Here is a 26,962-nt window from a genome sequence, read left to right on the forward strand (position 1 = left end):
ATATGGGTAAAGCCGGCCAGATTCACATTTAGTTAGCAAGACTAATTTGCTAAACTAACGAAAGTGCCAGACAAACTAGACGACGAGCTTCGAATCACTCTCATGCGTATCGCTCGTCGCATCCGCCAGCAGCGTCACGACGACACCCTCAGCGACAGCCAACTCTCCGTTCTCTACGTGCTGACTCACCACGGCGGCAGCACCCTCGCCGCCCTCGCCGAGCATGAACACGTCACCCCGCCCTCGATGAACCGCACCGTCAACTGCCTCAGCGACGAAGGCCTGATCACCCGCTCCAGCTCGCCAGACGACGGCCGCAAAGTGCTCATTGAAGCCACGGATGTCGGAGTTGAGTTGGTAGACAAGACCCGTCAACGCCGCGCAGCCTGGTTCGCCGCAGAGCTCGAGGGGCTCAGTCCCGAGGAGCATGCCGCCCTGCACGCTGCCATTCCCGTTCTACTGAAGTTGGCCAATTCGTGAGCGCTATGTTCCGCTCGCTTCGCCTCTTCAACTATCGCCTCTGGATCATCGGTGCTGTCGTCTCCAACACCGGCGCCTGGATGCAACGCACCGCCCAAGACTGGATCGTTCTCACCGACCTGACCGATTACGACGCCGCCGCTCTCGGCTTCACCATGGCGCTGCAGTTCGGCCCCATGCTGCTGCTGATGCCGCTCACCGGAATTATCGCCGACCGCTTCGACCGCCGCACCGTGCTGCTGTGGACCCAGTTCAGCCAGTTCGCTCTCGCTCTCGGGCTCGGCATCCTCGTGATCTCAGGTCACGTGCAGTTGTGGCAGGTCTACGTGTTCGCACTCCTGCTCGGAGTCGCGACCGCGATTGACGCTCCGGCCCGCCAAGCGTTTGTCTCCGAACTCGTGAGCGACAAAGACCTACCCAACGCGGTGGCGCTCAATTCGATGTCGTTTCAAACCGCTCGCCTCATCGGTCCCGCCGTGGCGGGCGTGCTCGTCGCCGCCATCGGTGCCGGGCCGGTGTTCATCGTGAACGCGGCATCCTTCGCCGGCGTGCTGGCGTCGCTCTGGTTCATGCGGCGCGGGCAGCTGTTCCCCGTGGCCAAGCTTGGCCGAGCGAAAGGTCAGATTCGGGATGGGCTGCGCTACGTTCGCGGTCGGCCGGACATCCTGATCGTGCTCGTCATGGTCTTTCTCGTCGGAACCTTCGGCTTCAACTTCCCGGTCTTCATCGCGACCATGGCCACGGGAGTCTTCGGCAAGGGAGCGGCCGAATTCGGCCTGCTCTCATCGATGATGGCGGTCGGTGCCGTCGTCGGCTCCCTGCTCGCTGCCCGCCGCGAGCACGCGCGCTTCGGGGTGGTCATCGTGGGTTCTGCCTTCTTCGGGCTCGCCTGTCTCCTCGCCGCCTTCGCCCCCAGCTATTGGACGTTCGGCGCCGCCCTCACCATCATTGGCGTTTTCTCGCTCACCATGATGACGACCGCCAACGCCTACGTGCAGACCTCGACAACACCCATCATGCGCGGTCGTGTCATGGCGCTCTACCTCGCAATCTTCGCGGGCGGAACGCCGATCGGCGCCCCCATCGTCGGCTGGGCAGCCAACGAACTCGGACCCCGCTGGGCACTCGGTATCGGCGCTCTCTCCGGCTTGCTTGCCGCTGCTGCCGCCATCATCTGGCTCGTCTACAGTCGTGGGATGCGCGTGGGCCGCGTGCCCGAAAGCCGCTTCCGTCTGCGCTTGCGCTTCCCACCCGAGCCCACGCCCGATGAAGAGCGTGAGCTCGCGACGCAAGAGATCGCGATCGTGGAAACCACGACCCGACGCACGAGTTAGGCCTCGCGGGTAATCTCCACACTCACGAACAGCTTTGAGCCGAAGGGGCCCGCATAGACACCACGCAGCGGCGGCACATCGTTGTAGTCGCGGCCGCGACCCACGAGCACGTGCCGGTCACCGATGTCGATGAGGTTGGTGGGGTCGTAGCCACGCCACTGCCCGTTGCAGAACCATTCGATCCACGCGTGGGATTCCCCGACGACCGTTTCACCGATTGCGGCATCCGGTTTCGGGTGCAGATAGCCAGACACATAGCGGGCAGGAACGCCAACGGAACGCAGCGCGCCCAAAGCGAGATGCGCGATATCTTGGCAGACACCCTTGCCTCCAGTCCAGGCCTCTGTCGCCGTCGTCGCTACCCCAGTGACACCGCTCATGTACTGAATCGCGTTACCGATGGCCATCGAAATTTCGAGGGCACCAGCACACGCATCATCTGACTTAGCCGCGATGTCTTTCGCGAGCGCAATCACTTCAGCGGGGGGCTCGGTGCGCAGGGTCTGGCTCAAGTTCTCGACAGCTTCCATCGAGAGCTCGGCCGTGGCTGCCATCTCCGCCCAGCCGATGGACTCGGAGTCGTGGGTGCGCTCGTGGACCTCGACCAGACTCGTCGCGGTGAGCGACAACTCCTTGTGGCCCGTCAGCACCTCGAACGAGGCGACGCGGGTTCCCCAATAGTCGACATAGTTGCTCTGGCTCGAGAGCGGCAAGATATCCAAGTTGGAGAACAACACGAGTTGGCCCTCAACGCTGGCAGGAAGCATCCGCGCCTCGTTATAAGAGGCCGTGACTTCTCCGCCGTAGCTAAACCCTGTGGAGTGAACGATCCTGAGACGCTTCATGAGATCTCTCCAACCCACTCGGGAGCAGCATTCGTGGGGAAGTAGCGCTGACGCACTGCCTCCGAAGCCGCACTCGTTGCTGCCTGCACACGATCCATGTGGTGCGGCAGGTCATCCAAAATTTCGGCAATCGGTCGATATTCGAGCTCACTGCGGATCTTGCCCAACAGTCGCTGAGCATCGTCGCCGACCCCCACCCGGTTCATGCGGCGCGGCTCAAGCTCACGCATGCAATCCTCTGCCCGCGACACCGAGAACAGGATGCTGCGCGGGAACAACCGGTCAAGCAGCAAGAACTCGGCCGCATTGCTCGCGCTCGGCACACCGCGGTAGGTGCGCAAGTAGGGCTCATAGGCACCACAGGAACGAAGGATGGTCGTCCACGACGGACCACTGGCCTCCGTGAGACTGCGGGTGGCCAGCAGTCGCGCCGTCATGTCTGCGCGTTCGAGGCTGCGACCGAGCGTGAAGAACTGCCACGCTTCGTCCCGACTCGTCGCGGACTCGATGATTCCCACGGCAAGAGCGGAGCGCTCGCGAACCCAGGCGAAAAAGTCACTGACTTTGTCTCCGGAAATGCGGCGCGGCATCCGAGCCTGCGTTGTATTGAGGCACTCCCACAGTTCGGTCGACACGATCTCGCGAGCACGACGAGCGTTCTCGCGGGCGGCGCCGAGCGAATACGCAATCGAGGCGGGCTCGGTGCGGTCAACGGCGAGGATCGACAGCACATCGCCGCGGGTGAGAACAGCGTCAGCCGGGGCCTCGCTGCCCATCACGCTCAAGAGGGCGCGGCAGGCATCGTCTTCTTCAATCCACGGGTCTTCAAGCAACAGCTGAAGGTGAACGTCGAGGATGCGGGCGGTTCCGTCAGCACGCTCAATGTAGCGCCCGATCCAGAACAGTGATTCTGCAATGCGGCTCAGCATGATTGACCTCCCTCGATGTCGACGTTTTGCTGTTGCTGCTCTTCTTGGCGCTGACGCTGAGTGAGCGTTCGCGTGCTGTCCTGATCTTCAACATGGTCAGCATGCCCGGATGCTTCGAGCAGCATTTCGGGAGTGATGACCGTGATCGCTTCGGTATCGGCCTGACGTTCGACAAGGCCCTGAAGCGTGCTCTCGGACTCCTGAACCTTTTCGCGACCGACAACCCAGGTGTCTTTCGAGCCACCACCCTGCGAACTGTTGACCACCAATTGACCCTCGGGCAAGGCGACGCGAGTGAGGCCACCCGGCAGCACCCAGACATCGTTTCCGTCGTTGACCGCGAAGGGGCGAAGGTCGGCGTGACGCGGGCGCATACCGTCGTCCACGACCGTCGGAATCGTCGACAGTTGCACGACAGGCTGCGCAATCCAGCCCCTGGGATCCTTGAGGAGCTGCTTCTTGAGCGTCTCCAATTCAGCCTTGGATGCCGCTGGGCCAATCACGAGGCCCTTACCGCCGGAGCCATCAACGGGCTTGATCACGAGCTCATCAAGACGGTCGAGCACTTCTTCGAGTGCTCCCGGATCTTCGAGCCGCCACGTATCAACGTTCGGGATGATCGACTTCTCGCCGAGGTAGTACTCGGTGAGATCGGGCAGGTAGGTGTACACGAGCTTGTCGTCGGCAACACCGTTTCCGACCGCGTTGGCGATCGTGACGTTTCCGAGGCGAGCCGCGAGCATCATGCCCGGGCTGCCCAACATCGAGTCGGCACGGAACTGCAGCGGGTCGAGGAACTCGTCGTCAACCCGGCGATAGATCACGTCGACGCGGGTGGGACCGGCGGTGGTGCGCATCCAGACCCGACCACCGGAACAGAAGAGGTCACGACCTTCTACGAGCTCGACGCCCATGAGGCGGGCGAGCAGCGTGTGCTCGAAGTACGCGGAGTTGTAGACACCCGGAGTGAGCACAACGACGTTGGGTTCATCCACGCCGCCCGGCGCACTGGCGCGCAGAGCCTGCAGCAGCTTGTGCGGGTAGTCGCCGACGGGGCGAACCCGCATCGAGACGAACAGTTCGGGCAGCGTCTGCGCCATCACTCGACGGTTCGAGATGACGTAGCTCACACCACTGGGCACGCGCACGTTGTCTTCGAGAACGCGCCACGCACCAACTTCGTCACGGATGAGGTCGATACCGCTGACCTGAATACGTACGCCATTAGCCGGCTCAATACCGGCCGCCTGCCGATGGAAATGACTGGATGAGGTGATCATCCGAGCGGGAATCACACCATCTTTGATGGCATTCTGGGGCCCGTAGATGTCGGCCAGGAATGCTTCGAGCGCTCGAACGCGCTGCTTAACCCCCGACTCGACCTGTTTCCACTCGGAGAGGTCAATAACTCTGGGAACAGCATCCAGAGGAAAGGGTCTCTCTTCGCCAGCAAAGTCGAAAGTAACGCCCTGGGCGAGGTAGCTGTCGGCGAGTGCTTCAGTACGTCCGCGCAGCTCTTCCTGCGTCATTTGCGCCAGCGCGTCATGAATCTCGCGGTAGGGGCGACGTATCTCGCTATCGGCAGAGAACATCTCATCCCACGCGGCTGGTCCGGTGCGTTTGGAGGCGCTTGATGTGTATCCGTCAAACAAATCTGCCATGTACAGACACTAGGCCGATTGTGTAATTTCCGCTCGCTAGTGCGTTGATTCAGCCGAAATGTCTTGCACAATTTACAGTTAAGTAATGGCTGCCAACCTCCCCACAATTCTTGTTCTCCCCGGCGGAGGGTATTCGCGACTCGCACCCCACGAAGGCGAGCCCGTTGCTGCCTGGTTGCGATCGATTGGCTGGAATGCCCGCGTCGTTGAGTACCCCGTCAGTTCGAAGCATCCAGCCCCTTTGCTGGCAATTCAGTCTGAAATTGCGAAAGAACGTGCGCTAGGAGCCCCGTTGGTGGGTGTTTTGGGGTTCTCGGCTGGCGGCCATCTGGCTGGTCACGCCGCCGTCGCGCCCGTCGCGAAGCCCGAGGAACGCCCCGATTTTGCGGTGCTCAGCTACCCCGTTGTCAGCATGATGACGCCAACGCACGCCGGGTCACGCGAAGAACTCATTGGGCTGGATGCCAACGACTATCTTCGGGAGGACACCTCCCTTGAGTTGCTGGTGACACCCGCCACTCCCCCGATGTTTATCTGGCACACCGCCGCTGACGAGCCCGTTCCGGTCGCAGAGCACTCCTACCCACTCGCTGCGGCATTGGCAGCAGCCGGAGTGCGCCACGAACTGCACGTCTTCGCCGACGGCAAGCACGGCTTGGGGCTCGCCGAAGGCACCCCAGCCGAAGCGTGGCAGGCACTCTGCGAGATCTGGTTGAGCTCGCTGCGCTAACAGCCGCTCGCGCGCACCGACTGCTTGGCCATCCCGTTAGCGACGGAGGCTGAACGCTTCCGCCTTGTTTGTGGGGCCGGAAACAAGAATGGTGTCGTCGGCGGCGATCAGAGTGTCTTGGTCGGTGTAGGTCCACGCCCCACCGTGCGGGCGCACCGCCGTAATTGTCACGCCCGCGGTGGCACGCACGCGGGATTCTCCGAGCGTCTTGCCAATGATGGCGATGGGCGGAGCCATCTTCACGAGCGAGAACCCGTCGCCGATCTCGAGGTAGTCCTGCATCGAACCGCGCACGAGATGAGCGACCCGGCGCCCCATCTCCTTTTCGGGATAAATCACGTGACTCACGCCGAGCTGCTCCAGGATTGTGCCGTGCGCATCGCTCACCGCTTTCGCCCACACGTGGGCAACGTTGAACCGCAACAGCAGTGAGGTCGTGAGGATGCTCGCCTGAATGTCACTACCGATCGCGACGACCACGCGGTCGAACTCGGGCACGGCCAGCTGCTGCAGCACCTCTTCGCGCGTGGAGTCAGCCGCAACAACATGGGTGAGGTGGCCGTTGAGTTCTTGCACGATTGACTCATCCAGATCGACCCCGAGAACTTCGGTGCCGTTGGCCATGAGCTCCAGCGCGAGAGCGCGACCGAAACGGCCAAGCCCGATCACCGCCACAGAATCTGCCGCAGCCACGGTAGAGGCATCCGAACCAGAAAACATGCGCAACTTAGCCAATGATCGGCCTTTCTTTGGGAAGTTCATACAGGACAGCGCGCTCACGCAGAGCGAGCGCGGTAGCAAAACCAATCGGGCCAAGGCGGCCCACAAACATGAGCACCGCAAGAATCAGTTGCGCCGCAATCGGCAGCTCCGGCGTAATGCCCTCCGACAGGCCCACCGTTCCGAAGGCCGACACCGTCTCGAACAGCACGGGGCCCAGCGGCAGCCCCGAGAGCAGCATGATGGCGATGGTGGATGTCGCGACGACGCCCACCGAGAGCAAGACCACCGCGATCGCTTGGCGGTGCACCGCGCGCGACAGTCGCTTGCCGAAAACGTTCACGACGCCGTCTCCGCGCACCTCCGCGAGGAGGATGAAGAACAGCACCGCAAATGTCGTGACCTTGATGCCGCCGGCGGTGCCGGCGGGGCCGCCTCCGATGAACATGAGCGCGGTCATCCCGAACTGGGTCGCTTCGCTCATGGCGCCGATATCGATGCTGTTGAAGCCGGCGGTGCGGGTTTGCACGGATTGGAAGAAGCCGGCCAGAAGCTTGGTGTGCCAGTCGAGCGGGCCGAGGGTCGCGGGATTGTTCCACTCGATGAGCGTGATGTAGGCGGCACCCGCGACAAGCAGCAGCGGTGTCGCGGCAACGACGATGCGCGTATTCATGCTCCACTTGAGGCGGTTGCCGCCAAAGCGCAGCAGTTGAATGATCACCGGGAAGCCGAGGCCACCCAGGATGATCTCGGCACACAGTGTGAGCGAGACCACCGGGTCGTCAACGAATGTCATCATGTTGTCGCTGAAGAGCGCGAAGCCGGCGTTGTTGAACGACGAGACTGCGTGGAAGGCCGCAAGCCACGCCGCCTCCCCCACGCTGTAGCCGTAGCGAAGCAAGAACCAGAAGAACAGGATGAGCGCACCGGCGCCCTCGATGATCAACGAAATCTTGAGCACACCGAGAACCAGTGACCGCACGTCACCGAAACCAACATTCTTGGTTTCGGCGGCGGCCGTAATCCGAGAGCGCAGCGAGAGGCGGCGAACCACCGCGATGCCGATGATGGAGGCGAAGGTCATGACACCGAAGCCGCCCACCTGAATGAGCACCATGATGACAACTTGGCCGAAGCCCGTCCAGTAAGTAGAGGTATCGACGATCACGTGGCCGGTCACACACATCGCTGACACGGCAGTGAAGAACGCCTCAACGAGAGTGGCGCCGCCGGGACCGGTACGCGAAATAGGTAGCGCCAGCAGGGCGGTTCCCGCTGCGATACCGATCAAAAACCCGAGAAGGGTGAGCTGCGCTGGGTGTACCAGTTTTCGCTTATTACCCGTCCCGCGAAGGATGTTGTGCACCGGCATACAGTACGCCTGTTTGGGGCCAAACGTAACGACTTCTCATTCGCTATTCTTAACGTCAACCACCGCAACGACCGGAGACCTCGCCGTGCCCCACGCCCCGGATGACCGGACTCGGGGCGAGCGCACCCGAACCGATCGAGCGCAGGCCGAACCCGACGAACTTCACGCGCCCCTCCGTCGACCGTGGTATTTTCCGCGCTGGCGCCGACGCCTTCGGGCGCGGCTGCCCATGAACAGCGACATTGAGATAACCCGCACCGTTGTGGGGATGCCGGAGATGATCCGCATCCGGCCCCGCCACCTTGCGCTCGCTGCCCTCGGCGGCGGTCTCGGTGCTGCAGTGCGGTTCATCATCGCGCAGACCACCCCGATTTGGGAGACCCTGTCGCTCGGCACCGTCGTCGTCAACATCGCCGGCCCATTCCTGCTCGGGCTGCTGCTGCAAACCCTGGCCGAACGTCAGGAATCGAGAAGGATGCGCGTCATCCGCCTGCTCACCGCCGTCGGCTTCTTGGGAGCCCTCACGAGCTACGCGCAGCTCGCGGTTGACATCGTGATCGTCTCGGAACACCACCACGTGCTGCTCGCTGTTGCCTATGGCAGCGCAACCCTCATCGCCGGAGCGGGAGCGGTCTGGCTTGGCGTCTTCACGTCGAAGAGCTGGTACCGCATTGTGCGCCAACACGAACGGTTGGTTCGATGATCATCGGGGCGCTCTTCATCACCGTCGCGGGTGGGATGGGCGCCGCTCTTCGACTGGCAGTGAACGCGTTCGTGCACCGCCGCATCCGCACCAACTATCCGGTGGCGATGTCGATCATCAACATCAGCGGATCGTTCCTGTTCGGCCTGATTACCGGGATGACAGCCGGGCACTTTGTGCCCGAAGAACTCGGTCTCTATGCCGGGGTCGGGATGGTCGGAGGCTTCACCGCGTTCAGCACGACGAGCTTTCAGACCCTGCGATTGCTGCAAGAAAACCGGGTGTGGCTCGCGATCGCCAACTCCTTCGGCATGCTTGCCGTTGCCGTACTGATGGCGGCACTCGGGCTCATGCTGGGTCGGGCACTCTGACCCGACCGTCCGCTCGGTCCCCACGGCGCACTTAGGCGCTGATCGGCTCCAACACGAAGACCGGAATCTCGCGCTCAGTCTTGGCCTGGTAGTCCGCATAGTCGGGGTACGCCGCGACCGAACGCTCCCACCAGAGAGCCTTCTCGTCACCGGCCACTTCGCGGGCCATAAAGTCGCCCTTGACACCCACATCGTGCAGCTCAACGTGCGGCTGAGCGACGATGTTGTGGTACCAGACCGGATGCTTCGGCGCCCCACCCAGCGAAGCAACAACGGCATAGTGGCCATCGTGTTCCACTCGCATGAGCGCGGTCTTGCGCAGCTTGCCAGATTTGGCGCCCACCGTGGTCAACACAATGATTGGCATCCCGCGCATGAGGTTGCCCTCATGGCCGTTGCTGTTCTCAAAAACGTCGGCCTGATTGCGGGCCCACTCTGACGTGCTGGGTTCGTATTCTCCTGTAAGCGGCATGCCTCAACGCTACCGCCCGAGCCTGAGCCTGTTACTCAGAGATAGGTAGTTTCTACTCACGCGCCCGAGCACGGCCGAGGAGTTTACTTGGCGCATGATCACTTCACAGCGCGCGCTGAAAAGCGCCATCGCCATCTCCCTTGCGGCAGGGCTCTCCGTCTCCCTCTCCGGTTGCTTCGGCAACCCGCTCGAGGACTTCACTGACAACCTCATCGAGAACACCGTTGAAAACGCGATTGAGGGCGCAACCGGTGTCGACGTGGATGTCGATGGCGACGGCACGGGAGGCTCGTTGCCGAAGTCGTGGCCTGCAGAAGTGCCCGCGCCAGACGGCGACATCCTCTTCTCGCTCGGCATCGATGATGGCTACAGCGCCACCATCAACGTGGGGGATGAAGCGGGCGCTCAAGCCGGCTACGACACGCTCATCTCCAGCGGCTTTGAAATGGTGTCCGAGATCTCTCTCGGCGACGAGGGATTCCTCTACGGTCTGCAAAACGACAACTGGATCATTCAATATTCCTGGGGAACCACCGAAGAAGACGGCACGATCGTGAACATGATCGTGTCTGCAAACGAAGGGTAACGACCCACCGCGTTCTCGCCGCAGCTACAGCTACAGCTACAGCTCGGCAAGAACCTCTTCAAGCTCAACCCGACCCTTGACACCCAGCTTGCGATAAATGCGAGCCAAATGGTTGTCAACGGTTCTGACAGACAACCCGAGCTGCTGGCCAATCTCGCGACTGCGTTTGCGGCCAGCAGCAGCCCGGGCAATTGTCCACTCCCGTTCAGTGAGCTCGGCAGCGTGTGACTCCCCCGGCACCTGATCCATATCGGCAGCGAGGCGGCGGGCGAGCAACGTTGCTTTGCGCTCCAACTCGCGCCGGTCTGCCTTGGCCGCGCAGCGCGCACCGTTGAGAAGACCATCGACCGCGAGCGCAGCCACTCCCGACGAGGCAAGGGCAGGGGCGAGCTCACAGAGGCGGGCGACATCCGCTTCGGCTGCCACCTCTGCCCAGTCGCGGATGCGGGCCACCAGCGGCGACGGCGAGAGGTGCGTCAGCAGTTCCAGTTGTTCGCGCGCAACAGCGGGATGCCCCACCCGAATCGCCACAGTAAGAGTCAGGGCGCTCAGCAGGAAGTGACCGAGGATGATGCCCTCAGCTGCGGCCGCGGCGATCACTCCCGCAGCTTCGTCGGTGCGCCCCTCGGCCGCGAGCAACCAGGCCTCGCACTCGGCCCGCTGCAAAATGACTTTGGCATCGCCGGCATTCTCTGGAGTGATTTCGGAGAGCAGCTCTCTGGCTGTTTCGGGCTCGCCCAACTGCGCGTCGACGGTCGCGTGCAAGGCGATAGCGGTGCCCAGCAATCCCGTGAAGTCGCGCCATCTCAATTGCTCAACGGCGAGAGTCGCGAGTGATTGGGCGTCGCTCAACCGCCCCTCGTGAAGGCGCACAGTGGCGAGCGCATAGGACCACACGCCTGCGGAGTCTGCGAAACGGTCGAGGCGGCGCTGGGCGGCAAAATCACGGGCTCGAACCATCTCCGCGGCGGCAACGAGTGCCAAAAACTCGGAAAGGTCGAGAAGCGAGCTCGCAAAGGGTGCTTCGAAACGGAAGGCGTCAGCAAGGGGGCGGGTGTGAGCGATTGCCGCAAAAGCATCCTCAGGGTTGCCCGCCATCGTTGCCATCATCGCCGCTGTGAGGCCCGCGTTGACGGCGCCGAGTCCGCCATCTGACGACACCGGGTCAGCGGCGTGGGCGAGGGCGTGAGCGTCTCCGGTCATGAGCTGCCACTTGGCCAGTTCTGGCCGCAGCACGGCCTGGCCGCGAGCATCCATTCTCGATAGTTCGCACGTGACCCGATCAACCGCATCGGAGGGCCGGGACAGCCGGTACACCATGTGCTGCCCCCAGCGGGCGAGCGCCATGGCACGCTGTTCGTCGTCATTCGCAAGACGGATCGCAGACTCAAACACCGCAGAAGAACGCTCAGACTCCGCTAGCGCAGAAAGCGCACTGGCCAACACGAGCTCGGGCGCAAAGCGCCGCTCAGTAAGCTGGGCGCGTTCCGCGAGTGAGGCCGCAACAGCATGGTCACCCGCCGCATGCGCGTAACTCGCTGCCCAATCAAGGTCGTCGTCGCTGATCGCGGCGTCGGTCGAGGTAAGCAGAACAGTCGCGGTGAATCGCAGTTGCTGATCGCCCATCGGCAGCAGTCGGCCCGCGATCTCCTTCACTAGTTCCGCCCGTTCGGCCTGCACGAGATCGATCGTGAGTGCCTCCGCGAAGAGAGGGTGGGCAAGCCGCACCAGCGGCGTGAGCTCATCGCCGGTGTCTTCCACGATGCCCTCGCTCGTGAGGAAGGCGAGCGCATCGCCTTCGGGCTCACGGATCACGGCTCGCGGAATCGGCTGCGCAATAGCAATGAGCTGAGCCAGACGACGCTGCACGGCGGTGAGCTGCTGAACTCGATCGGCAATCGTTGCGCGCACGTGCTTCGGTAGGGTCGCGACCGCCACCTCAACACCAAAATCACCGCTGCGGATGCCGCCAGCTCGCCCCGCCGCGAAGATCAGTTCGCGCAGCATCAGCGGGTTGCCGCGGCTCGCCTCGAACAGGGCGCGAAGGCTCTCGGGGCGCAGTGTTCCGCCCAAATACTGTTGGAGGATCGACTGGCTGTGTTCGAGACTCAACCCGTCAAGCTCGACAATGTCGATGAGATTCTCGTGCAGCAACCGGGCAAGGGGGCCGTCGACTTCGTGGGAGTCACGGGCGGTCAGCAGCGTTGTGACGCCGAAGACGCGCACCAGTTGGTAGAGCACGCTCGCAGAAACAGCATCCAAGAGCGGAGCGTCATCGATGACGAGAACGAACTTCTGCGGGTTCTCCCCCACCACTCCAACGAGCGCTTGAACACGATCGCTCACGCTCTCGATGTCGTGCCTGCCCGCACTGGCCAGCACCGGGGCGAGGGCCCCGAGGGGAACATCCACGAGCTCAGCGAGGCCAATGACGGGGATCACCGTGCGTCCATCGGCGCGCAGAGCCTGCGAGATGTGGGCGCCCAATGTTGTCTTGCCGACCCCACTCGGACCGCGCAACATCACCGAACGTGGTCGAGGGCCGCGAAGGGCCGCAAGCACAGCATCCCGCTCACTTTCACGGGGCAGAACCGGCCACCGTGCCATGACCTGCCTCCCCGCCTCGACCAATGATGTGGCCGCCAGCATAGTGGCCGGGCGTTACAACCTGAATAACCATCCATAAGGCATGCTGGAATGATCGCCGCCCGATGCCCCACTCAGGAGACCTGCGCCATGATCACCATCGCCCTACCGGACCAGCACACTCACGACCGACTGGCTCCGCAATTGCCCGACGTGAACGTCATTCTCTGGGGTCCAGCCGACGGTGCTCCCCCGGTGCACGTCGACCTCGCGCTCCTCGGCTACCTCGGCGCGAGTGGCGGTCTCGCATCCTTTGCCGGAATGGATGTCGCAGCACTCCAGTCGCAATCCCTCGGTTATGACGGCGTCGAGAGCCGTCTGCCGGCTGGCATCACCTACTGCAACGCCATTGGCGTGCACGAAGCCTCCACCGCGGAGCTCGCGGTCGGCATGATCATCTCTGAGCAGCGCGGCTTTCCTCAGCACTTCGCTCACCAACAGACCGGCATCTGGGACCAGCACGAACAGCCCGGAGTTGCGGGCACAACCGTCGTCATCGTCGGCGCCGGTGGCGTCGGCAACCAGATCGCCGACAAGCTCGCCCCCTTCGACGCCAACGTTGTGCGCGTCGCCCGCACCAACCGCAGCGACGCTCGCGGCGCCGTGCAATCCATGGATGCCCTGCCCGCGTTACTCGCCAAAGCCGACATCGTGGCGATCGCCGTGCCCCTCAGCGACGAGACCACAGGGCTCGTCGACGCCGCCTTCCTAGAGGCGATGAAACCCGGCGCGCTGCTCGTGAACGTGTCTCGGGGCAAGATCGTCGACACCGACGCCCTCGTGGCTGCGGCATCCACCGGTCACGTTCGCGCGGCGCTCGACGTCACTGAGCCGGAACCGCTGCCCAGCGATCACCCGCTCTGGTCGACGCCCGGCGTCACCATCACCCCGCACATCGGCGGCGCAACCTCAGCCATGCACGCCCGAGTGGATGCCGTCATGCGCGAGCAAGCGCGTCGGCTCGTCGCTGGCGAGCCGCTTGCCCACGTGGTGATTGACGGGCGCTAGCGCTTTAGCTACGCAAATGGCCCACCGGTTTCTCAACCGATGGGCCATTCGTGCGTTGCGGGAGACTTAGAAGTCGAAGTCCGCGATGTTGTCCTTGTTGAAGGTGTACGGGTCGCCCAACAGCACAACGCCGTCGGCGCCGACCGTGTAGCTTCCGAGCTTTCCAGCGTCGAATTCGTCGCCTTCTGCACCAGTAATGTCGCCCTCGATCAGTGCCTTGGCACCGTAAGCAGCAAGGTAACCGAGGTCACCCGGGTTCCACAGAGCGAATGCTGTGACGGTTCCGTCATTGACGAAATCGCGCATCTGGTTCGGGGTTCCGAGACCAGTCAGTTGAACCTTGCCCTTGAAGGACGAGTCCTGGAGGTAACGAGCCGCAGCCGAGATACCAACAGTGGTGGGCGAAACGATGCCCTTGAGCTCCGGGTAGGTCTGCAGCAGTGCTGCAGTCTTGTCGAAGGACGTCTGGTCGTCGTCGTCACCATAAACGACCTCGACGAGCTCGATGTCGGGGTGGTTGGCGGCGAGCTCAGTCTTCATGAGTTCGATCCACGCGTTCTGGTTCGTGGCGTTGGCGGTAGCCGAAAGGATAGCGATCTGTCCTGCGTCACCGATCTGCTCAGCGATCAGGTCAACCTGAACCTTAGCGATTCCTTCGGAGTCGGCCTGGTTGATGAAGAGGTCGCGGCAGTCGGCGCTGGTGTCAGCATCGAACGTGACGACCTTCACTCCAGCATCCCGTGCTTCGCCGATGGCGTCGCAGAGAGCCGAGGGGTCGTTAGCCGAGAGAGCGATCGCTCCAACACCCTGCTGGGTAAGCGTGTTGATGTAGCTGACCTGTCCGTCGGGGCTTCCCGTTGCGGGGCCAACTTCAGCGAAGGTTCCACCGAACTCGGCGATGGCTTCTTCTCCACCGGCATCCGAAGTATCGAAGTAAGCGTTTCCGAGGTTCTTGGGCAGGAAGGTGATGGCCAAGTTGCCATCGCCGTCGCCGCTGCTGTCGCCACCGGTTGCAGCACAACCTGTGGCCACAAGCGCGAAGCTCACTGCGAGTGCAGCGAATGCTCCGGCGCGCTTTGAAGAGTTAAACATCGTCGTTCTCCTTTGGGGATGTGAGTCGATGACTGTGACACCGACACTGGTGCAAGAAACTCAACCGGTCGCGGTCGGTGAGCTCCCTTTGGTTCCTCCAGGACGAGCGCGCTTATTGCGCACCCAAGCCAAGAAGCTTGTTCCCACCACAGACGCGATCAGCAGCGTTCCTGTGATGACGTTGATGACGTCAGACGTGACGTTGGCGAGCCGAAGTGCGCTCGCGAGGGTTCCGATGAGCAGCGCTCCGGCGAGTACACCGGGAAGAGCCCCACGACCACCGAAGATCGAGACCCCACCGAGAAGCACGGCGGCGATGACCGACAGCTCAAGGCCCGTCGCGTTGTCGCCACGAGCGCTGCCGAAGCGAAGGGTGTAATAGATCCCCGCGAGTGCCGAGACGATACCGCTCAGCATGAAGAGGATGAACTTGGTGCGTTCAACGTTCACGCCCGAGAAGCGAGCTGCCTCAGGGCTGAGCCCGATCGCGAAGATGCCCCGGCCGAAGGTAGTGAAGTGGAGCAGGATGCCGAACACCAGTGCCAGCACCACGATCAGAATCACCACACTGGGGATCGCAGTCTCGCCGATCTTGGACTTAGCGAGGTCAGTCCAGAACTTGTTGAACTCGGTGACTGCTGTCGTGCCGAGGAGGCCCACAGCGAGCCCGCGGTACAGCGCGAGCGTGCCGATGGTCACGGCAAGAGACGGAAGCCCCACCATAGTGATGAGCGCTCCGTTGATTGCACCGGCGATGAGACCCACCAAGAGCGCGACCAGCGCAGCAGCAGGAATCGGCACCCCATTTTGGTGAAGCACACCGACGGTGACGCTCGACAGGCCGACAATGCTGGCCACCGAAAGGTCAATCTCGCCGGTGATGATCACCAGAGTCATGGGCAGTGCGATCAAAAGAATGGGCGCAATGTCGAGGAACAGGTAAGTGATCGTGATCGGCTGAGCGAAGGCCCGCACGGAGATCATCGAGACGATGATGACGAGGGCGAGTGCGCCGATGACGGCGGCTTCGCGGGAGATGAGGAGACGGCGCCAGAGGGGCTGAGAGTAGTCGCGGTACGTACGTGCCGCTGTGGTGCCGGTCATGACTCGTCCCTCATTTCCAGTAGTTTGCGAGATTGTCGAAGCGCGAGGACGCGGTCAAGCACGATCGCGCCGATGATGAGAACGCCGACCACCGCTCGTTGCCAGAAATCCTGAACTCCCAAAATCGGCAGCGCACGGTTGATGGTGAGCAAGAGGAACGCACCGATTGCGGCACCCCAGACCGTTCCGCTGCCGCCGAAGATGGCGACACCACCGATCACCGCAGCACCGACGGCCTGCAGCTCAAGGTTGACTCCGGCTTGGGAACTCACGGTTCCATAGCGGGCGGCGTAGAGAACACCGGCGAGCCCGGCAAGAGCTCCCGAGAAAACGAACGCAACGAGAACGCGCTGAGTGACCTTGAGCCCGTAGAGGTTCGCGGCTTCAGGATCGGACCCGATGGCGTACAACTCGCGTCCGGCGCGCTGCGTGCGCAGGAACCATCCGGCAGCCACCAGCACAACGAGGGCGATGATGGTGAGCCAGGGGATTCCGAAGAGCGAACTCGTGCCGAGGCTCAAGAACGCGGTCGGAAGGTCCGAACCGTTGATGCGGTCGCTACCGGTCCACAACACGTTGATACCGCGGTAGGCATACAACGTGCCCAGAGTAATAACGAGTGCCGGTACTTTCGCGAACGCCACCAAGGCACCGTTGATAAGCCCTAAGAGGCCACCGAAGACGATTCCAATGAGAAACACCGCGATGATCGGGATGCCAGGCAGATCAATGAAGAGACGGCCGGTTAAGTAGGCCGTGAGCCCCAGCACTGAACCCACCGAAAGGTCGACGCTGCGCGTGATGATGACGATCGCCTGGCCGACCGCGAGAAGCAGCAGGATCGACGGTGTCAGCAGCAGGTCCCGAAAACCGTCAGGGCTGAAGAGGAACGTAGGGTTGCGCGCTGTCGCGACAACCACCACGAGGATGAGCGCGATCATGATTCCGGTCTCGCGCGCCTTGATCAGTTTGCTGAGGACTCTCATGAGGCCACCTCCGCGTGGGTTGCGGCGAACATGACGGACTCAGCCGTGGCATCCGCTCGATCAATTTCTGCCGTGATGCGACCTTCGTGCACCACGAGAACTCGGTCGGCCATGCCCAATACTTCAGGCAGTTCGCTCGAGATCATGATGATGGCGAGGCCCTCAACGGCGAGTTCGGAGAGCAGACGGTGCACTTCGGCTTTCGTACCCACGTCGATTCCACGGGTTGGTTCGTCGACGATGAGCAAGCTCGGGTTAGTGGCAAGCCACTTAGCCAGCACCACCTTCTGCTGGTTTCCCCCACTGAGGGTGCCGACTTCGGTATCGAGCGCCGATGTCTTCACTTCAAGTTTTTGAGCCCAGGTGCGGGCGCTCGCGTTCTCCACGGCACTCGTAATAAAACCGAACTTGGCCAGTGCTGAGCGAATAGCGAGCGTCGCATTCTTACCGACGGATGATTCGAGAACGAGCCCTTGGCGACGACGATCCTCTGGCACGAGCGCAAGCCCGAGGTTCATGGCTGCGGCCGGATTGCGTTTCGGAACGCGCACTCCGTTGATGGTGACGGTGCCCGCCTTGTAGGGATCGACTCCGAAGATGGCTCGTGCGATCTCGCTGCGGCCGGCCCCGACGAGCCCCGCCAGCGCGACGATCTCACCGGAACGAACCGAGAAGCTGATGTCGTGGAACTCGCCCGGCTCGGTGAGCCCGGAGACCACAAGAACTTCGTCTCCGATGGGAGCATCAATCTTGGGGAACAACTCTGCGACATCGCGGCCGACCATTTGACGAACGATCTCGTCTACGGTCGTCTCGGCAATGGGGCTGGTAGCGATGTAGGCACCGTCGCGCATGATGGTGACGGTGTCGCAGAGTTCGAAGACTTCCTCGAAGCGGTGCGAAATGAAGAGGAGCGCCCGGCCTTCGTCGCGCAGGCTGCGAGCGACGGCGAAGAGCCGTTCAACCTCAACGCCACTGAGGGCGGCGGTCGGCTCATCCATCACGAGCACTTTGGCGTCAAGGGAGATGGCTTTTGCGATCTCAATGATCTGCTGATCAGCGATTGAGAGCCCCTGGGTGGGGCGATCAGGATCGATGCGCACTCCAAGGCGTTCAAAAAGGCCGAGTGCTTCGGTATGCATCCTCTTGCGATCGATGCGCCCGAGCGACTTGACGGGCTGGCGACCCATGAAAATATTCTCGGTCACCGACAGGTCAGGAAAAAGCGTCGGCTCTTGGTAGATGACAGCGATGCCCGCGCTCTTGGATTGAGCGGTCGAGGTGAAGTCGACGGTTGTGCCTTCGAGAGTGAAGTCGCCGCCATCCCGTTGGTAGAGACCGGCGATGATTTTCACCAGGGTGGACTTGCCCGCGCCGTTTTCTCCGACGAGAGCGTGAATCGAACCGGGGTGCAGCGCGAGGGTTCCGTCGGTCAGCGCGACGACAGAACCAAAAGTCTTGGCGATGTGTGAGAGCTCAAGCGTCGGTGCGCTTGGCTTCGTGCTTATCGACATCGTTGTCTACCTCGTTGTAATAGATGAGCTTAAGTGAAACGATTCACTGCTGTTCAGAAACGATAGGTGGCGATCACTGTTCCCGTCAAGTCCAGCCATCGAATTGGGCATACTCTGTGATCAGAAATGCCGGAACTGCGGGTATCCTCGAGCCTTTTCGCGGGATAGCGCCGCACGCCCCGCTGCGGCCGAGGGCGCCAACCGATCTACCAGAAGGAACAAAATGACTCGCGTGTGCTTCCAATTACAGGTTCGACCAGAGCGACTCGACGAGTACCTCGAGCGCCACACCGCGGTCTGGCCTCGAATGCTCAAGGTGATCGCAGCATCCGGGCGCCGCAACTACTCGCTCTTCGTGCGCCAAGACGGAATGCTCATCGGCTACTACGAAACGGACTCCGTAGAAGCGTCGCAGGACTACCTCGATCGCAGCGAGATCGCGGCCGAGTGGGAAGCCGAAATGGCCGAGTTCTTTGTCGCGCTCGACGGGCGGCCCGACCAAGTCGCGACGACACTCCCCGAAGTTTTCAACCTCGAAGACCAGCTCGCCGCCGCGCTCTAGACAGCGTCGACAGCGCTAGCCGAGGTAGAACGACGCACAACGAGCTCCGGCTGAAACTCGACGTGACGCGGAGCAGCATCAGGGTCTGCGACCTCTTCGAGCAGGATCTCAAGCGCAGTGTGCCCGATCATCCCGGCCGGCTGACGGATCGAGGACAGCGGAACCACTGCGGCTGACGCGAAGTCGATATCGTCGTAACCAATGAGGGCGATGTCCTCAGGAACGCGAACGTTCGACCCCTGCAGCATCAGCGCTTGCAGCACTCCCATTGCCACCAGGTCGTTCGCCGCAAAGATGGCGTCAGGTTGCTCAGAGCGGGCAGCAATAGCCGCGCCGGCCTTGCGCCCCGCAATCACGCTGAGCGAGTCGAGCGCGACTACCTCGAGAGAAACACCCGCTCGCGACTGCACTGCACGTTCTGCACCCTCAAGTCGGTCAGCGACCTGGCGGATCGAGAGTGGCCCACCGACGAACACGATGCGAGTGCGGCCTTCGGCAATCAGATGTTCGACCGCCATACGGCCACCGGCTACGTCATCGACCGTGACCGAGCTAAAGCTTCGATCGGGGCTTGCCCGGTCTACCAGAACGGCGGGAATGCCGCGCGCACGCAGTGCCCTGAGACGCGCGCTAATGTCACCAATCGGCGAAATCAGCACGCCATGGGAGCGCTGCTGCTCGAAGAGTTCTAAATAAGCTTGTTCACGCGCCGGGTCTTCATCGCTGTTGCCGAGAATGACCGAGAGGCCTTCTTGACTTGCCCGCGTTTCTGCGCCGCGGGCGACATCCGTAAAGAAGGGGTTGCGCACATCAAGAACGACAAGGCCAACAGTCTTGCTGTGGCCATCGCGCAGTTGCCGGGCCGCGTCGTTCCGGACGAAACCGAGCGCCTCGATCGCATGCTGGACTTTCGTGACGGTTGCTGGTGCAACTTTCGACGGGTGATTCATCACGTTGGAGACAGTGCCCACCGACACTCCCGCATGCCTGGCGACATCTTTTACGCTGACCCCGCTCATGCACTCCCACTTTCTCAGCCGCGTTGCTGACTAGCTTTTTGAATCGTTCAATAGTGGCACGAAATCGAACCGCCTTGACGAAAACCCACACAAGACCTTATTCTCGATCTGAACAGTTAAAACGATTCAATGAAGAGTTGATGAGTGAGACATAGCCACTCGCTGCCCGAGTGTGCCCCGTCATCGCTTCGCAAGAACAAAGGACCAGCAGTGACCAGCTTCAGCTCAATCGCACCCCGCCTCGAAGAGCAGGCCATCGAGCTCCCGTCATGGGCCTTCGGCAACTCGGGCACACGATTCAAGGTTTTCGGCACCCCCGGCACTCCCCGCACTCCAGAAGAGAAAATCGCGGATGCCGCCCAAGTCAACAAGTACACGGCTCTGTCGCCTACCGTTGCCCTGCACATCCCGTGGGACAAAGTCGAGGACTACAGCGCCCTGCGCTCTTTCGCGCAGGACCACGGCGTTGGCCTCGGAACGGTGAACTCGAACACGTTCCAAGAGGACGACTACAAGTTCGGTTCGCTCACGAACGTCGACCCCACGATTCGCCAGAAGGCCATCGACCATCACTTCGAGTGCATCGATGTGATGGACCAGACCGGCTCGCGCGACCTCAAGATCTGGCTCGCCGACGGCTCCAACTACCCGGGCCAGGCCGACCTCCGCGGGCGTCAGGATCGTCTCGCTGACTCGCTCGAGAAGATTTACGCCCGCCTCGGAGAAGAGCAGCGCATGGTGCTCGAGTACAAGTTTTTCGAGCCCTCGTTTTACCACATGGATGTTCCGGACTGGGGAACCAGCTACGCCCAAGTAGCAGCCCTCGGCGAGCGCGCTCTCGTGTGCCTCGACACCGGCCACCACGCGCCGGGTACCAATATCGAGTTCATCGTGATGCAGTTGCTGCGCCTCGGCAAGCTGGGTTCGTTCGACTTCAACTCGCGCTTCTATGCCGATGACGACCTCATCGTGGGGGCGGCTGACCCGTTCCAGTTGTTCCGCATCCTGTACGAAGTTGTTCGCGGCGGCGGCTACGGCGCCGACAGCGGTGTGGCCTTCATGCTCGACCAGTGCCACAACGTCGAAGACAAGGTGCCCGGCCAGATGCGTTCGGTGCTCAACGTGCAGGAGATGACCGCGCGTGCGCTGCTCGTCGATTCGGATGCTCTGACCGCAGCTCAAGAGGCGGGCGACGTTCTCGGTGCCAACGCCATCATGATGGATGCCTTCTATACCGACGTGCGTGCTGACCTTGCTACTTGGCGCGAGTCGCGTGACCTCCCGGCAGACCCGATGGCTGCCTATGCGGCATCCGGCTACCAGCAGAAGATCGCAGAAGAGCGCGTTGGTGGCGTTCAGGCTGGATGGGGTGCCTAACTAACGGCCCGGTGTGAGATTTCGTGGGTTGTAACATGAAATCTCACACGAACACCGAGGAGCACCATGGCCACTGTCGGCACCCTGGGCGCACAACAACGCAGAGCGATGCTGCAAGAGCGCCTCAACCACGACGGCGCTCTGCGTCTCGACGACATCGCAGACGAACTCTCGGTCTCCGCCATGACCGTTCGGCGCGACCTCGACGACATGGAAGCCGAAGGCCTCCTGCGTCGCGTACGTGGTGGCGCGATCTCTATCGCCGGGCCCCGCCCCTTTGACGAACGCCGGGCAGTGCGCTCCCGCGCCAAGCAGGTCATCGCTAGCAAAGCCGCCGCCCTCATCCCCCAGTCGGGCTCGATTGCGCTCGACGCCTCCACCACCACCGGCACCATCGCCAGCACACTTGGCCAACGCGAAGGCCTCTCGGTGGCGACCAACTCCCTCGAAAACTTTGTGGTGCTGCGAGCGATTCCCGGCGTCACCGGAATGGTGACCGGCGGCGAATCAGAGCCGAACACCGAAAGTCTGGTGGGGCTCCTCGCCTGCCAGGGTGCGGCATCCGTTCTGTATTCGCGTTTTTTCTCCTCGGCGAGCGCCGTTGACCCGGTACTCGGCAGCTCGGAGGTTTCGCTGGCGGAGAGCCAAGTGAAGCAAGCGTTCGCTAGTGCTGCGCGCGAAACGATCCTCTGCGTTGATTCGTCGAAGCTCGATGACCGCTCGATCTCTGTGAGCTTCAATTTGCGCGACGTGGCCATGCTCATCACTGAACTTGACCCGCGCGACTCTCGTCTCGATGCGTACCGCGAGCACGTTGAGTTGCTGTGATGCCCCCTTGCGCTCCAGCGTAAGTTATTGTTAGATTTCACAAATACTTACAAACGCGACGACACAGGACACTCGGATGACAAACCCCACTGCAGCTGAACTCATCGCACGCTCGAACCGTCTCGGTTCCGATCCGCGCGTCACCAACTACGCCGGCGGCAACACGTCGGCCAAGGGCACCGAAACGGATCCCGTGACCGGCGAGCCCATCGAACTCATGTGGGTCAAGGGTTCCGGTGGAGACCTCGGCACGTTGAAGGAAGCTGGCCTCGCTGTACTGCGCCTTGACCGCCTGCGCTCGATGACCAACGTTTATCCCGGCATCGACCGCGAAGATGAAATGGTTGCCGCGTTCGACTACACGCTTCACGGTAAGGGTGGCGCCGCGCCCTCCATCGACACCGCCATGCACGGACTCGTGGATGCTGCGCACGTCGACCACTTGCACCCCGACTCCGGTATCGCCATTGCGACCGCCAAGGATGGCAAGAAGCTCACCAAGAAGGCGTTCGGCGACAAGGTTGTCTGGGTTGACTGGCGCCGCCCCGGCTTCCAGCTCGGACTCGACATCGCTGAGATCAAGGCAAAGAACCCGAAGGCGATCGGCTGCATCCTCGGTGGTCACGGCATCACCGCGTGGGGCGACACAAGCGACGAGGCAGAAGCGAACAGCCTCTGGATCATCACCACCGCCGAAGAATTCATCGAGGCTAAGGGTAAGAAGGCCCCGTTCGGTCGCACCGTCGCCAAGAACGCCGCGCTGCCCGAAGAGGAGCGTCGCACCAAGGCCGCCGCCCTCGCCGCCACCGTCCGCGGCATCGCCAGCCACGACCGCCCCATGGTCGGCCACTTCACCGACGCGGATGTCGTTCTCGACTTCCTGGCCTCCGCCAATGCCCCCAAACTCGCCGCCCTCGGCACGAGCTGCCCCGACCACTTCTTGCGCACCAAGGTGAAGCCACTGCTGCTCGACCTGCCCGCGAACGCCTCGATCGAGAAGAGCATCGAGCGTCTGAAGGAACTCCACGAGGAGTACCGCAAGGACTACACCGCGTACTACGACAAGTACGCCACCGACGACTCCCCCGAGATCCGTGGCGCCGACCCGCTCATCGTTCTCGTTCCCGGTGTCGGCATGTTCAGCTACGGCGCCAACAAGCAGACCGCCCGCGTGGCTGGCGAGTTCTACGTGAACGCCATCAACGTCATGCGCGGCGCCGAAGCCCTCTCGACTTATGCGCCCATCAGCGATGCCGAGAAGTTCAACATCGAATACTGGGCACTCGAAGAAGCCAAGCTGCAGCGGATGCCGAAGCCCAAGTCGCACGCGACGCGCGTCGCTCTCGTGACGGGCGCAGCATCCGGAATCGGCAAGGCCATCGCTACTCGCCTCGCAGCGGATGGCGCCTGCGTCGTCATTGCTGACCTCGACCTTGAGAAGGCCCAGGCCGCTGCCGCCGAAATCGGCAACACGGATGTCGCCATCGGCCTCAAGGTCAACGTGACCGACGCCGCAGCGATCGAGCGCATGGTGCAGGATGCCGTCCTCGCTTTCGGCGGTATCGACATCGTCGTGAACAATGCGGGCGTTTCGCTCTCGAAGCCCCTACTGGAGACCACCGAGCAGGATTGGGACTTCCAGCACGACATCATGGCCAAGGGTTCGTTCCTGGTCTCGAAGGCCACCGCGCCGGTTCTCATCGAGCAGGCCATGGGCGGCGATGTCATTTACATCTCGTCGAAGAACGCGGTCTTCGCTGGCCCTAACAACATTGCGTACTCGGCCACGAAGGCTGACCAGGCTCACCAGGTGCGACTGCTCGCGGTCGAGCTGGGCGAGCACGGCGTGAAGGTCAACGGCATCAACCCCGATGGCGTTGTACGCGGTTCGGGAATCTTTGCGGCAGGCTGGGGCGCTAACCGCGCCAAGACCTACGGTGTTGAAGAAGAAGACCTCGGCAAGTTCTACGCTCAGCGCACGATCCTCAAGCGTGAGGTTCTGCCCGAGAACGTTGCCAACGCCGTCTCGGTGCTCACGGGCCCCGACCTCAGCCACACCACGGGACTTCACATCCCCGTTGATGCTGGTGTTGCGGCGGCCTTCCTCCGATGAACGCGAAAGTTGTCGCCGCGGTCGATCTGGGTGCGACCAGTGGCCGAGTCATGCTCGGCCACGTGGGTCACAACGAGCTCACGGTTCGCCCCGTGGCACGTTTTCCCAACGGGCCAGTACGTCGCGTCGATGGCTTGCACTGGGACATTGATGCGCTCTACTCGAGTGTTCTCGCCGGTTTGGCGGCTGCAGTTCGTGACGAGCCGCAGTTGTCGAGCATCGGCGTGGACTCGTGGGCGGTTGACTATGCGTTGATGGCGGGCGGGCAGATGGTTGCTCCTCCCTTCCACTATCGCGACGATCGCACGGCGGCAGGAGTAGAGCGTGTGCACGCGATTGCCGATCACGCCGAGCTCTATGCCTCCAACGGGTTGCAGTTTCTCCCCTTTAATACGCTGTACCAGTTCGCCGCGGAGCAGAACCTTGCCGACGCCGATGGTTTCTTGCTCGTGCCCGACCTCATCAACTACTGGTTGACAGGCCGTCAGGTTGCCGAGCAGACCAACGCCTCGACCACGGGATTGCTCAACATTGCAACCGGCGAATGGGATGACGCGCTCATCGAGAAGCTCGGATACTCCCGCAGCCTCTTCCCTGAGTTGGTCACTCCCGGCACGACGCTGGGACCGGTGCGCGACGAACTTGGCATCCGTGCCGACGTGGTTGCGGTTGGATCGCATGACACGGCATCCGCTGTCGTCGCGGTTCCGGCAACGAACGACGACTTCGCGTACATCTCCTGTGGAACGTGGGGTCTCGTGGGCGTTGAGGTGAACTCCCCCGTGCTCACCGAAGCCAGCCGCGCCGCCAACTTCACCAACGAGGGCGGCGTCGACGGACGGGTGCGCTACCTGCACAACGTCATGGGCCTGTGGCTGCTGAGCGAATGCGTACGCGAATGGCAGCAGGATGACGCCAGCGTCGACCTTCTCGAACTGCTGGCTGCGGCATCCGCTCTCACGACGGCGGTGCCGATCTTTGACGCCAACGACCCACGCTTTCTCGCCCCCGACGGCATGCCGGAGCGCATCGCCGCCTGGTGCACCGAACACGATGTGGCAGCACCGCAATCGCGCGTGGAGTTTGTGCGCAGCATCATCGAAAGCCTCAGCGTTGCTTTTGTGGATGCCGTACGCACGGCATCAGACCTCTCGGGAAAGTCGGTGTCGGTCATCCACATCGTCGGCGGTGGCTCGCAGAACGAGTTACTCTGCCAACTAGTGGCAGACCGCAGTGGAATGCCGGTGCTCGCCGGCCCCGTGGAAGCCACGGCGATTGGCAACGTGCTCGTTCAGGCGCGCGCCCAAGGTTTCGTCGAGGGCTCGTTGGAGGCGTTGCGTTCGCTCGTCACCACCGCGTTCTCGCCCAAGCGCTACCTTCCGCGCTCGCGCTAGGGTCCGCGCTTTCGTTTAACAACACAGCGCCTGCCACCGTTCGATTCGGCAGCAGGCGCTGTGTTGTTAAACCGCGTTACCGCGCGCTAGCTTTCGTCGAGCATCGGGTAGGTAAGCCCGATCTGGCGGCGGATCTCGTCGAGCGTGCGCATGATCTCGATGGTCTCGGTCGGCGACAGAATGTCGTTGGCGATCTCACCTGCAGCGACGAGTCGTTCAAGTTCTGCGGCCTGGAATTGCATGCCGCGGCCGGTGACGCTGCCGTCGAATTCTTCGACAACGTTCCCCTCGCCATCGAAGCGCGTGTAAGTCGTGGGCGCGTACCAAGTCTCGTCGATTTCGATGCGGCCTTCGGTTCCGACAATCACGGCGCGTGTGGGGCCGGCGAGGTCGAGCGTTGTCTGCAGCACTGCTTGAGCTTCGGTGCCGTAGCTGAAGATCATCGACGTCTGGCGGTCGACATCCGTCACTGTCTTGGTGGCGACGGCCACGATGCTCGTGGGAGCGCCGAGGATGTCGTAGGTGAATGACACGGGGTAGATACCGAGGTCGAGCAGCGCTCCGCCGCCAAGCAACGGGTTGTTGAGGCGGTGCAGCGGATCCATCGAGATGTTCTGGTTGTGGTCGGCCATCACACTGCGGATCTTTCCGAGCGCGCCCTCGGCGATGAGCTGGCGGATGCGCACCATGTGTGGCAGATAGCGCGTCCACATTGCTTCGAGCACAACAAGGTTCAGTTCGGCTGCCCGGGAGACGACGTTCTCGGCCTGAGCCGCGTTCATCGTGAACGCCTTCTCGACGAGCACATGCTTGCCGGCGTTCAGAGCCAGCAGCGCGTGCTCTTCGTGGAAGGGATGAGGCGTCGCGACATAGATAGCGTCGACATTCGGGTCAGCAACCAGGTCTTCGTAGCTGCCGTGCGCGGTCGGGATGCCGTATTCCGCAGCGAACTTGGCGGCCGATTCCGCAGTGCGTGATCCCACCGCAACGACGTTGTGGCCGTGCTCAATGAGGTCACTGGTTTGCAGGCCCGCGATCCACCCGGTGCCCAGAATTCCCCATGCCACTTGCTTCGTCATGCCATCTCCTTTGTTGTGCACGAAAACATATGAAATC

Annotated in this window: 25 protein-coding genes; 12 read left to right on the forward strand and 13 right to left on the reverse strand. The window is 62.3% G+C overall.

The window, feature by feature from the left end; genetic code table 11:
* Nucleotides 1-63 precede the first annotated feature (63 nt).
* Nucleotides 64-480, forward strand: coding sequence for a MarR family winged helix-turn-helix transcriptional regulator (locus I6E73_RS00230; protein ID WP_197122098.1), 417 nt, complete (start codon nucleotides 64-66; stop codon nucleotides 478-480).
* On the forward strand, nucleotides 477-1,814 hold the full coding sequence (locus I6E73_RS00235) for an MFS transporter (RefSeq protein WP_197107045.1): 1,338 nt from the start codon (nucleotides 477-479) through the stop codon (nucleotides 1,812-1,814). The genes I6E73_RS00230 and I6E73_RS00235 overlap by 4 nt, the downstream gene beginning before the upstream one ends.
* Here the strand turns inward: I6E73_RS00235 and I6E73_RS00240 are convergent.
* From I6E73_RS00240 to I6E73_RS00250, 3 genes are read right to left on the reverse strand one after another with little or no spacing between them, the layout of a single operon-like run.
* On the reverse strand, nucleotides 1,811-2,659 hold the full coding sequence (locus I6E73_RS00240; protein ID WP_197122101.1) for a transglutaminase family protein: 849 nt from the start codon (nucleotides 2,657-2,659) through the stop codon (nucleotides 1,811-1,813). The two genes, I6E73_RS00235 and I6E73_RS00240, sit on opposite strands and share 4 nt — an antisense overlap.
* Nucleotides 2,656-3,588, reverse strand: a complete 933-nt coding sequence (locus I6E73_RS00245; RefSeq protein WP_197107043.1) for an alpha-E domain-containing protein — start codon at nucleotides 3,586-3,588, stop codon at nucleotides 2,656-2,658. The genes I6E73_RS00240 and I6E73_RS00245 overlap by 4 nt, the downstream gene beginning before the upstream one ends.
* Complete coding sequence (locus tag I6E73_RS00250; RefSeq protein ID WP_197122104.1) at nucleotides 3,582-5,249, reverse strand: circularly permuted type 2 ATP-grasp protein; 1,668 nt, start codon at nucleotides 5,247-5,249, stop codon at nucleotides 3,582-3,584. Before I6E73_RS00250 ends, I6E73_RS00245 begins: the two co-directional genes overlap by 7 nt.
* Nucleotides 5,250-5,334: 85 nt before the next feature.
* Here I6E73_RS00250 and I6E73_RS00255 point away from each other — a divergent pair, with 85 nt between their 5' ends.
* Nucleotides 5,335-5,979: an alpha/beta hydrolase gene (locus tag I6E73_RS00255; RefSeq protein ID WP_197122107.1), complete on the forward strand. Its 645-nt coding sequence runs from the start codon at nucleotides 5,335-5,337 to the stop codon at nucleotides 5,977-5,979.
* A 36-nt stretch (nucleotides 5,980-6,015) separates the two neighbouring features.
* On the opposite strand, the gene I6E73_RS00260 is transcribed toward I6E73_RS00255, so the two are convergent.
* Nucleotides 6,016-6,714 (reverse strand): TrkA family potassium uptake protein, encoded by a 699-nt coding sequence (locus I6E73_RS00260; RefSeq protein ID WP_231600489.1) that lies wholly within the window; start codon nucleotides 6,712-6,714, stop codon nucleotides 6,016-6,018.
* Nucleotides 6,707-8,065 (reverse strand): TrkH family potassium uptake protein, encoded by a 1,359-nt coding sequence (locus I6E73_RS00265; RefSeq protein ID WP_197122110.1) that lies wholly within the window; start codon nucleotides 8,063-8,065, stop codon nucleotides 6,707-6,709. Before I6E73_RS00265 ends, I6E73_RS00260 begins: the two co-directional genes overlap by 8 nt.
* Before the next feature lie 235 nt (nucleotides 8,066-8,300).
* On the opposite strand from I6E73_RS00265, the gene I6E73_RS00270 reads away from it, so the two are divergent.
* Both I6E73_RS00270 and I6E73_RS00275 read left to right on the forward strand, forming a co-directional pair.
* A complete protein-coding gene (locus I6E73_RS00270; RefSeq protein WP_197122113.1) occupies nucleotides 8,301-8,774 on the forward strand; it encodes a CrcB family protein in 474 nt (157 codons plus the stop codon).
* A complete protein-coding gene (locus I6E73_RS00275; RefSeq protein ID WP_197109071.1) occupies nucleotides 8,771-9,145 on the forward strand; it encodes a CrcB family protein in 375 nt (124 codons plus the stop codon). Before I6E73_RS00270 ends, I6E73_RS00275 begins: the two co-directional genes overlap by 4 nt.
* Before the next feature lie 31 nt (nucleotides 9,146-9,176).
* On the opposite strand, the gene I6E73_RS00280 is transcribed toward I6E73_RS00275, so the two are convergent.
* Complete coding sequence (locus I6E73_RS00280; protein ID WP_197122116.1) at nucleotides 9,177-9,617, reverse strand: nitroreductase family deazaflavin-dependent oxidoreductase; 441 nt, start codon at nucleotides 9,615-9,617, stop codon at nucleotides 9,177-9,179.
* Between the two features lie 94 nt (nucleotides 9,618-9,711).
* Between I6E73_RS00280 and I6E73_RS00285 the strand changes: the two genes are divergently transcribed.
* Nucleotides 9,712-10,203, forward strand: coding sequence for a hypothetical protein (locus I6E73_RS00285; protein ID WP_197109072.1), 492 nt, complete (start codon nucleotides 9,712-9,714; stop codon nucleotides 10,201-10,203).
* A 36-nt stretch (nucleotides 10,204-10,239) separates the two neighbouring features.
* On the opposite strand, the gene I6E73_RS00290 is transcribed toward I6E73_RS00285, so the two are convergent.
* Complete coding sequence (locus I6E73_RS00290) at nucleotides 10,240-12,810, reverse strand: LuxR family transcriptional regulator (protein WP_197122119.1); 2,571 nt, start codon at nucleotides 12,808-12,810, stop codon at nucleotides 10,240-10,242.
* A gap of 90 nt (nucleotides 12,811-12,900) precedes the next feature.
* Here I6E73_RS00290 and I6E73_RS00295 point away from each other — a divergent pair, with 90 nt between their 5' ends.
* Complete coding sequence (locus I6E73_RS00295; protein WP_231600491.1) at nucleotides 12,901-13,857, forward strand: NAD(P)-dependent oxidoreductase; 957 nt, start codon at nucleotides 12,901-12,903, stop codon at nucleotides 13,855-13,857.
* 66 nt (nucleotides 13,858-13,923) lie between these two features.
* Here I6E73_RS00295 and rhaS read toward each other — a convergent pair whose 3' ends face one another.
* The 4 genes from rhaS to I6E73_RS00315 are packed head-to-tail and all read right to left on the reverse strand — an operon-like array spanning nucleotide 13,924 to nucleotide 18,553.
* Nucleotides 13,924-14,949 (reverse strand): rhamnose ABC transporter substrate-binding protein, encoded by a 1,026-nt coding sequence (rhaS, locus tag I6E73_RS00300; RefSeq protein WP_197107033.1) that lies wholly within the window; start codon nucleotides 14,947-14,949, stop codon nucleotides 13,924-13,926.
* 60 nt (nucleotides 14,950-15,009) lie between these two features.
* Nucleotides 15,010-16,053, reverse strand: coding sequence for an ABC transporter permease (locus I6E73_RS00305; RefSeq protein WP_197122122.1), 1,044 nt, complete (start codon nucleotides 16,051-16,053; stop codon nucleotides 15,010-15,012).
* A complete protein-coding gene (locus I6E73_RS00310) occupies nucleotides 16,050-17,039 on the reverse strand; it encodes an ABC transporter permease (RefSeq protein ID WP_197107031.1) in 990 nt (329 codons plus the stop codon). Before I6E73_RS00310 ends, I6E73_RS00305 begins: the two co-directional genes overlap by 4 nt.
* On the reverse strand, nucleotides 17,036-18,553 hold the full coding sequence (locus I6E73_RS00315) for a sugar ABC transporter ATP-binding protein (RefSeq protein ID WP_197122127.1): 1,518 nt from the start codon (nucleotides 18,551-18,553) through the stop codon (nucleotides 17,036-17,038). Before I6E73_RS00315 ends, I6E73_RS00310 begins: the two co-directional genes overlap by 4 nt.
* A 223-nt stretch (nucleotides 18,554-18,776) precedes the next feature.
* On the opposite strand from I6E73_RS00315, the gene I6E73_RS00320 reads away from it, so the two are divergent.
* A complete protein-coding gene (locus tag I6E73_RS00320) occupies nucleotides 18,777-19,115 on the forward strand; it encodes an L-rhamnose mutarotase (RefSeq protein WP_197122130.1) in 339 nt (112 codons plus the stop codon).
* On the opposite strand, the gene I6E73_RS00325 is transcribed toward I6E73_RS00320, so the two are convergent.
* The gene (locus I6E73_RS00325) at nucleotides 19,112-20,134 is read right to left on the reverse strand and encodes a LacI family DNA-binding transcriptional regulator (protein ID WP_197122133.1); all 1,023 of its coding nucleotides are present in this window, start codon (nucleotides 20,132-20,134) and stop codon (nucleotides 19,112-19,114) included. The genes I6E73_RS00320 and I6E73_RS00325 overlap by 4 nt on opposite strands.
* 210 nt (nucleotides 20,135-20,344) lie before the next feature.
* Between I6E73_RS00325 and rhaI the strand changes: the two genes are divergently transcribed.
* The 4 genes from rhaI (at nucleotide 20,345) to I6E73_RS00345 (ending at nucleotide 25,846) form a co-directional block, all read left to right on the forward strand.
* Nucleotides 20,345-21,511 (forward strand): L-rhamnose isomerase, encoded by a 1,167-nt coding sequence (rhaI, locus tag I6E73_RS00330; protein WP_197122136.1) that lies wholly within the window; start codon nucleotides 20,345-20,347, stop codon nucleotides 21,509-21,511.
* A gap of 66 nt (nucleotides 21,512-21,577) precedes the next feature.
* On the forward strand, nucleotides 21,578-22,339 hold the full coding sequence (locus tag I6E73_RS00335) for a DeoR/GlpR family DNA-binding transcription regulator (protein ID WP_197122139.1): 762 nt from the start codon (nucleotides 21,578-21,580) through the stop codon (nucleotides 22,337-22,339).
* Nucleotides 22,340-22,415: 76 nt separating this feature from the next.
* On the forward strand, nucleotides 22,416-24,452 hold the full coding sequence (locus tag I6E73_RS00340; protein WP_197122141.1) for a bifunctional aldolase/short-chain dehydrogenase: 2,037 nt from the start codon (nucleotides 22,416-22,418) through the stop codon (nucleotides 24,450-24,452).
* Nucleotides 24,449-25,846, forward strand: coding sequence for a rhamnulokinase family protein (locus tag I6E73_RS00345; protein ID WP_197122144.1), 1,398 nt, complete (start codon nucleotides 24,449-24,451; stop codon nucleotides 25,844-25,846). The genes I6E73_RS00340 and I6E73_RS00345 overlap by 4 nt, the downstream gene beginning before the upstream one ends.
* 86 nt (nucleotides 25,847-25,932) lie before the next feature.
* Here the strand turns inward: I6E73_RS00345 and I6E73_RS00350 are convergent, their stop codons facing one another.
* Nucleotides 25,933-26,925, reverse strand: a complete 993-nt coding sequence (locus I6E73_RS00350) for a Gfo/Idh/MocA family protein (RefSeq protein WP_197122147.1) — start codon at nucleotides 26,923-26,925, stop codon at nucleotides 25,933-25,935.
* Between the last annotated feature and the right edge of the window lie 37 nt (nucleotides 26,926-26,962).

Origin of the sequence: Salinibacterium sp. SWN248, assembly GCF_015864575.1 — a bacterium.
In the GTDB taxonomy this organism is placed as follows: domain Bacteria; phylum Actinomycetota; class Actinomycetes; order Actinomycetales; family Microbacteriaceae; genus Rhodoglobus.

What these genes read in the sequence shown, in the direction of transcription:
- I6E73_RS00240 (WP_197122101.1), bottom strand. Translation starts at nt 2,659, where the DNA reads ATGAAGCGTCTCAGGATCGTTCACTCCACAGGGTTTAGCTACGGCGGA.
- I6E73_RS00245 (WP_197107043.1), bottom strand. Translation starts at nt 3,588, where the DNA reads ATGCTGAGCCGCATTGCAGAATCACTGTTCTGGATCGGGCGCTACATT.
- I6E73_RS00250 (WP_197122104.1), bottom strand. Translation starts at nt 5,249, where the DNA reads ATGGCAGATTTGTTTGACGGATACACATCAAGCGCCTCCAAACGCACC.
- I6E73_RS00255 (WP_197122107.1), top strand. Translation starts at nt 5,335, where the DNA reads ATGGCTGCCAACCTCCCCACAATTCTTGTTCTCCCCGGCGGAGGGTAT.
- I6E73_RS00270 (WP_197122113.1), top strand. Translation starts at nt 8,301, where the DNA reads ATGAACAGCGACATTGAGATAACCCGCACCGTTGTGGGGATGCCGGAG.
- I6E73_RS00275 (WP_197109071.1), top strand. Translation starts at nt 8,771, where the DNA reads ATGATCATCGGGGCGCTCTTCATCACCGTCGCGGGTGGGATGGGCGCC.
- I6E73_RS00280 (WP_197122116.1), bottom strand. Translation starts at nt 9,617, where the DNA reads ATGCCGCTTACAGGAGAATACGAACCCAGCACGTCAGAGTGGGCCCGC.
- I6E73_RS00285 (WP_197109072.1), top strand. Translation starts at nt 9,712, where the DNA reads ATGATCACTTCACAGCGCGCGCTGAAAAGCGCCATCGCCATCTCCCTT.
- I6E73_RS00290 (WP_197122119.1), bottom strand. Translation starts at nt 12,810, where the DNA reads ATGGCACGGTGGCCGGTTCTGCCCCGTGAAAGTGAGCGGGATGCTGTG.
- I6E73_RS00295 (WP_231600491.1), top strand. Translation starts at nt 12,901, where the DNA reads ATGATCGCCGCCCGATGCCCCACTCAGGAGACCTGCGCCATGATCACC.
- rhaS (WP_197107033.1), bottom strand. Translation starts at nt 14,949, where the DNA reads ATGTTTAACTCTTCAAAGCGCGCCGGAGCATTCGCTGCACTCGCAGTG.
- I6E73_RS00305 (WP_197122122.1), bottom strand. Translation starts at nt 16,053, where the DNA reads ATGACCGGCACCACAGCGGCACGTACGTACCGCGACTACTCTCAGCCC.
- I6E73_RS00310 (WP_197107031.1), bottom strand. Translation starts at nt 17,039, where the DNA reads ATGAGAGTCCTCAGCAAACTGATCAAGGCGCGCGAGACCGGAATCATG.
- I6E73_RS00315 (WP_197122127.1), bottom strand. Translation starts at nt 18,553, where the DNA reads ATGTCGATAAGCACGAAGCCAAGCGCACCGACGCTTGAGCTCTCACAC.
- I6E73_RS00320 (WP_197122130.1), top strand. Translation starts at nt 18,777, where the DNA reads ATGACTCGCGTGTGCTTCCAATTACAGGTTCGACCAGAGCGACTCGAC.
- I6E73_RS00325 (WP_197122133.1), bottom strand. Translation starts at nt 20,134, where the DNA reads ATGAGCGGGGTCAGCGTAAAAGATGTCGCCAGGCATGCGGGAGTGTCG.
- I6E73_RS00335 (WP_197122139.1), top strand. Translation starts at nt 21,578, where the DNA reads ATGGCCACTGTCGGCACCCTGGGCGCACAACAACGCAGAGCGATGCTG.
- I6E73_RS00340 (WP_197122141.1), top strand. Translation starts at nt 22,416, where the DNA reads ATGACAAACCCCACTGCAGCTGAACTCATCGCACGCTCGAACCGTCTC.
- I6E73_RS00345 (WP_197122144.1), top strand. Translation starts at nt 24,449, where the DNA reads ATGAACGCGAAAGTTGTCGCCGCGGTCGATCTGGGTGCGACCAGTGGC.
- I6E73_RS00350 (WP_197122147.1), bottom strand. Translation starts at nt 26,925, where the DNA reads ATGACGAAGCAAGTGGCATGGGGAATTCTGGGCACCGGGTGGATCGCG.